The 6,290-nt window shown below is 45.5% G+C and carries 4 protein-coding genes; all 4 read right to left on the reverse strand.

Translation table 11 applies throughout. The annotated features are described in order from the left end of the window. Positions 1-11: 11 nt before the first annotated feature. Positions 12-947 (reverse strand): Tat pathway signal protein, encoded by a 936-nt coding sequence (locus HMPREF0671_RS08225; RefSeq protein WP_036899310.1) that lies wholly within the window; start codon positions 945-947, stop codon positions 12-14. After that, complete coding sequence (locus HMPREF0671_RS08230; protein WP_036899312.1) at positions 944-1,978, reverse strand: hypothetical protein; 1,035 nt, start codon at positions 1,976-1,978, stop codon at positions 944-946. The genes HMPREF0671_RS08225 and HMPREF0671_RS08230 overlap by 4 nt, the downstream gene beginning before the upstream one ends. A 105-nt stretch (positions 1,979-2,083) precedes the next feature. Further along, positions 2,084-3,655, reverse strand: a complete 1,572-nt coding sequence (locus HMPREF0671_RS08235) for a RagB/SusD family nutrient uptake outer membrane protein (RefSeq protein ID WP_036899314.1) — start codon at positions 3,653-3,655, stop codon at positions 2,084-2,086. A gap of 20 nt (positions 3,656-3,675) precedes the next feature. Further along, a partial coding sequence (locus tag HMPREF0671_RS08240) for a SusC/RagA family TonB-linked outer membrane protein (protein WP_036899317.1) occupies positions 3,676-6,290 on the reverse strand: 2,615 nt, incomplete at its 5' end.

Genomic DNA, 6,290 nt, shown 5'->3' on the forward strand with positions numbered 1-6,290 from the left:
AATATATCGTTTTAAGTATGTCGTTCTTCATAAGCTTTACGAGCTTCGCCCAATAGTGTAATGCCTTTTAGAATGCGCTCTCTGTTTTCCTCTATCGTAGGCTTCCACCACGTCTGCAAGAAACCTTTAAGGTGTTGCCGACTGATATATTTCTCTGCGAAAGCCACGGTGTTGGCTATACTTTTAGGATTTTCAAAATGATAACTACCGGTCGGAATTTGGTCATAACCATGTTTTTCTAAATCAATATACTGCCTCACCATGTCCCATTCGGGATTAAACTCTTCATCATAATACCAATTACTCTGCATCACGCTCTTAGGCATCTTACTGAAAAACTGGTCGGGATGGTGCCACAACATGTAGTCGGGCCAGAGCCAAGCCTGCGCATGCCGGCGCTCACATTCCTTCACCAGAAACATGAAATCGTGCCACCAAGCATCATTTTTGCGCACCACCACATGCTTGTAGGTACTCTGCATATTGTAGCCTTCTTCATCCATTCCGATGTGGAACAGGCGAGGCTGGCCGAAAATACTACACACTTCGGCTATCATATCCGAACAGAAACGATAGTATTCATCGGTAGAAACCATCTTGGAGTATTCTTTCATCCAGGTATCATGCCCTGCGGAGAAGTTTAATTTAGGTATCGGCTCTATACCCAACGACCGCATACGTCGCAACTCCTGCTTCAAACGGGCAACCGTCCAGGCTCCATTGACGGCTATTTCGGGATGCCGCTGGTATCTTATGGCATCACCCAGATCAATAACAACCATGTTTACACCGCTCTTGCCCATCAGTTCGATGGCGTCATTCCATAGCGGTTCGCTCAGTTCCAAGTCGGGTCGATAGCCTCGGAAAGGGCGTCCCGGCCATATATACTCCTCCCACATGTTGAAACTAAGATGGATTAAACATCCCCATATCAATCTGTCTTTCATACCTTCGCTCTCCTTTTATTTTCATATTCCGAACGTGCGGCTCCTATCAAGTCAATCCCTTGTAGGATAGGCGCACGATAAGTTTCTATCGTCGGCTTCCAGAATGTCTGCATAAAGCCCAACAGATGATTGCCGTCAATATGCTCGCTACAGAACTTCACCGTATTTCCAATGCTCTTGGGGTTCTCTTGATCAAAACTACCGGTGGCCATTACGTCATAGCCTTCACGGGCCAAATCAAGATAAGAACGGATAGCCACATCGTTGATAGAGAACTTCTCGGTGTACCACCAATTACATTGTACCACCGACTTGGGCATCATCTTGAAGAAATCATCCGGATGGTGCCACACGTAATCAGCCCATACGCAAGGGCGAACGCCCCGTTTCATAGCTTCGCCGATGTAGAAATACAAGTCGGCCCACCATGTTTCCTGCTGCCGTATCACTATATAATCGGACAGTTGGTAGTCGATTCGTTCTTCGTCCATGCCGAAATGAATAAAGCGAGGCGTATCGAAGAGCGCGATGGCTTCGGCTATCAAGTCGGCGCAAACTTCATAATACTTGGCCGATGACACCATTTTTGAATACTTACCCAGCCACGCATCATGTGTCGTAGAAAAGTTAAACATCGGAATAGGCTCTATTCCTGCCTTCCTAATCTTGATCAACTGTGCCCGCAACTGTTCGTGTGTCCACGAATGAGCCAAGGAAATCTCGGGATGACTGTGCCAAGCCAACGAATCATCCAGATTGATAAAAAGCATGTTTACATGGTTTTTAGCCATGCGTTCGATGGCCGCGTTCCACACAGCCATATCGGGTTCAAATTCTGTTCGTAGTCCTCCATACAGTTTTATTTGGCCTGCAAAATTAAAGGAAAGATGCATCAGACAAGCCCAAAACTTCTCTCCTGAAGACTGGGACTCCGCAACTTGCTCTACCAGAGAAGTACCCAACAGCACCTTGGGCAAGGTTGCAGCCATGCCAAATGCTGTCGCACGCTTCAAAAAACTACGTCGATCCATAAATATTTATTCTATAATATTGCCGTTGTTCGGTAAAATTAAAGTCGATATACCTTATCTTTTGATGGATTACCAGCGTGTGGTAATCCATCGTTTGTGTATTTTTTAATCGTAACCTGCGTTCTGAATGACCACGCCTTTACCATCTAGGATAACGCTCTTGGGTAAAGGATAAACTTCCTTCGCCTTTTCGGCATAAGGAGAACCGTTGATGGTCTTGGCATATTCTATGAATTTATCCAGTCGAATAAGGTCGGCACGATACTGTCCGTTCTCGCACCAGAACTCATGACAACGCTCCTTGAGCAACACTTCGACAAACTTTTCATCCGTGTCAATGGCCGAATAATCTATACTTGCTATACCCGCCCGCTCACGAATAACGTTGATATACTTCAAAGCCTCCTGCTTATCGACAGCCGAAGCTCCAGGCTTGCGATACAAAGCCTCTGCCAAGGACAGATAAACGTCGGCATAACGATAGAGAATGGGGTCTATCTTGCTACGTCCGCTATTGCTAAACAGGTCGGTATCGTAGCCATATTTCATGGGGATGGGGCCGAGGTCAAGATTAGGATAATCGCCTCGCTTTACGAGTTTTCCGGTCTTGTTGCTCGTGTATTCGGCCAAAAGATAGGTGCGGCGCACGTCGTTTGCTTCAAAACCGTCGTAGAAATGCCAAGTACTCGTCAAACTATGGTAGCCGCCTTTCATGCCATTGCTTCCAAAATCAGACGGCAATACAAACATGTGCCAGTCATTCCAGCTTACCATTTCGGTATTAACGGGCAAGGCAAAGATGATTTCCTTATTAGTTTTTCCCTGTCCGCCAACCTCAAACATCCGTGTATAAGTCGGCTGCAACTGATAACCAAAGGAAGGTTGCATCAGTTCACGGGCTAACGTTTCCACCTTTGCATAATAACTCTTGTCGTCCTTTGTCTCATGCAAATACAGACGAATAAGCAGCATCTTGGCCAGTCCGGTGCTGAACCTACCATATTCAACCGCATTGGGAGACGGCAGATTTTCAGCCGCATAAAGCAAGTCCGCCTCTATGAATTTCACCATTTCTTCACGAGACATGCGTGGCAAAGGCTCATTTTCACGTGGAGTTTCCAATAGTTTCTGTGGCGCAATGATCAAGGGGCCAAACATATCATAAAGCGTATAAGAGATAAAAGCACGGGCACACCGCACTTCGGCTGTCATCTTTTTCTTTTGTGCTTCATTCAAAGAAGTAGCATTTTCGATATAAGCTAAATCCGACGTGCAACGACTAATATCATTGGCAAAGCCATCACGAAAGCCACCACCCGATGGATCCTTCTCCGTATAATAGAATCCGACCAAGTAATCGTCGGTAGAATTCCAGTCCAGATCGTGTTGTTTCTTAAAAATATGACTACGGGCAGTCAGTATTTCGGTAGTCGCGTCATTAAGGGCGACACATCCTCGGTCGTCTGTGGCGAACAAGCCATCGAACCAACTGGAGCGAATAGAGCGATAGCATTCGTTCACAAGTGTGGTATAATCGCTCTCAACCTTGGGAAATAGTTCGCTATTCATCTCGGAATAATCCACCGGATTCAGGTCGGCACATCCTGTAAACATGGTGGTAGCCAAACTTAAAGCCACCATACAGGATACATATTTGAATTGTTTGAAAGGTTTCATAATATAATGCTGTTGAAATATTAAAATGTGATGTTCACGCCAAAGCTATAGGTCTTGGCGTTGGGATAGGCAGCCTCATAGGCATCAGTCTCTGGATCAAGCCCATCATAAGGCGTAATCACAAAAAGGTTATTGGCCGAAAGATGCACGCGTAGACTATTGATAAATCCAACCTTACTCAACAATTTCTTAGGCAAATTGTAGCTCAACGACACGTTTTGCAGACGGATGAACCATGCGTTCTGATAGAAAAAGTCACCACTCGTATAGTATTTGCCACGTCCCATGTTGTAGAATGCGCTTGGATATCGGGAAGAAGGATTGGTCGGTGTCCAGCGTTCAAGATTGGTTTTCAAACCATTTAATCCTGAGCCTGCCACACCATAGCTGTTAATACCGTAAAAGGCCATCGTGGGATCTTCTATCTTTCGATCGAACATACCATTGAACATGAACGAAAATTCAAAGTCTTTGTAGCGGAATACATTGTTGAGACCAGCCAACCATCCAGGGTCTCTTGAACCAATAAGTTTGGTATCGGCATCATCTATCTTGCCATCGGGAGCTCCGGTAAGTATAAAGTGCCCGTTTTCATCGGTCATTGGATTGCCCGAAGCATCGCGCTTATAACCGTCAAGGTCTTTGATGACAACCTGACCCGGCAGCAAATCGGGCTGAGCAGCAGGAGCTTTTTCGCCTATTTGTAAGATATGGTCGGCTCTACGTGCGTAGATGGGACGAATAGGATCATTGGCCCGCTCATAGACAGCAGGCTTCCAATCGGGTGTACGCTCCTTCCATTTATCGCGATACATGGTAAATGTAAAGTTGGTAGTCCAACCAAAGTCTTTCGTTTCAATATTACGAGTATTAAGCATTACTTCGATTCCTCGTCCCTGTGTTTTACCGATATTCGACATTACCTTGGGAAGTTCTTGGTAAGAGTTGAGCAGACGATAGTTGAGCAAGTCGGAAATAGTGCGTTGGTAAATATCTATCGAACCACTGATACGTCCCTTTAAGAAACCAAAGTCAAGACCTAAGTTCCATTCCTCGGTGGTTTCCCACTTCAAGTCGGGGTTATCAAACTTACCTTTCTTTACACCGATAACGGTCTTATGGTTACCGTTGACATAGGCATTCTCGGCTGCGAAACTTGCAAAGGCATTGGTTCCGATGTCGGCATTACCCGTCTGTCCCCAGCTCAAACGCAGTTTTAGATTCGAAAGCCATTTTGTCTGCTTCAAGAAACTTTCTTCATTGATAAGCCAACCTAAAGCAACAGAGGGGAAATAGCCCCACTTATTGTTCTTGGCAAACACGCTGGCACCATCGGCACGCATGGTTCCCGTAAAGAGATAGCGATCCATGAGTACGTAGGAAGCACGCATAAAATAAGATTCCATCTTGTTTTTCGTAGCGTTGGACTTGGTTATCTTGGTTCCCGTTCCGGCGTCAATATTGTTATAAAGAAAAGCGTCAGTCAGGAAGTTGTTGTTTCCCAACTCGGATATATCATTGTTAAATTCTTCGTAGGAGGCACCCACCATGAAATTAACATTGTGGATATCGGCCAAAGTCTTGTGATAAGTGGCCGTAGCTTCTGCTAGATACTGATCGTTGTTTGTATTATAAATATAGGCTACTCCACCGTTGGCATTACCATTTACGGTTGTGCGAGGTTGGTAAGTCTTACGATCTATCTGCGCATGATCTATACCCAAGGCACCACGCAACAGCAAATCTTCTAACGGACGAGCCTCTATATAGACGTTACCGATTAATCGATTAGTGCGTCCTTGGTCGGTATTCGTCAGCAACGAGTACGGGTTAGGCTGTTTGGCCAACAGGGGATTGACAGGATAAGTACCCGTTTCGGCATCGTAGGCTTTCACCTCCGGACTCATCTGAATGGCCGAGCGGATAATACCGGAGTTCTCATAACGTGCAGCCCCCAATTGTGTATTATCATTATTGATACGTGTCATCGTCAGGTTCAAACCAGCTTTGAATATCTTGAGAAAGCTCTGGTCGATGTTGGTTTTCAGCGTGTATCGAGTCAAACCGGAGTTCTTCACGATACCTTTTTGGTCGAAGTAGTTGAACGACAGCATATACTGTGTTTTGTCACTACCGCCCTGCAGGTTGACGTTGTGCTCATTGATACGGCCGTTACGCGTAATCAGTCCGAGCCAGTCGGTACCCTCTCCGGCTGCCGCAATCTGCGCATCGGTATAAGGATAACTCAATTGTATCCCGTTATAGGGATTAGCAGCTACCTCTTTCATTGTCTTTGTGCCGTATGGAGCTACTCGGTTGTTCCACATATAGTTTTCTAAGGCCATATCGTTACGCACCTGCATCCACTCTTTCAACGACAGCAGATTATAGATATCGGAATATTTCTGATAAGAAAAGTCATACGAATAAGACACTTTAGCACTACCGGTCTTACCACGCTTGGTCGTGATGAGAACTACACCGTTGGCCGCACGTGCACCATAGATGGAAGTGGCGGAGGCGTCTTTCAATACTTCTATCGACTCAATGTCATTCGGATTTAGGAAGTTGAGTATGCTTTGTGTTCCCGGACTCATCTTTTTATCACCACCATCCGGCTGGTCAAGTTTTGCAA

Origin of the sequence: Prevotella sp. S7 MS 2 (assembly GCF_000762865.1) — a bacterium.
Taxonomy (GTDB): Bacteria; Bacteroidota; Bacteroidia; order Bacteroidales; family Bacteroidaceae; genus Prevotella.

What these genes read in the sequence shown, in the direction of transcription:
- HMPREF0671_RS08225 (WP_036899310.1), bottom strand. Translation starts at nt 947, where the DNA reads ATGAAAGACAGATTGATATGGGGATGTTTAATCCATCTTAGTTTCAAC.
- HMPREF0671_RS08230 (WP_036899312.1), bottom strand. Translation starts at nt 1,978, where the DNA reads ATGGATCGACGTAGTTTTTTGAAGCGTGCGACAGCATTTGGCATGGCT.
- HMPREF0671_RS08235 (WP_036899314.1), bottom strand. Translation starts at nt 3,655, where the DNA reads ATGAAACCTTTCAAACAATTCAAATATGTATCCTGTATGGTGGCTTTA.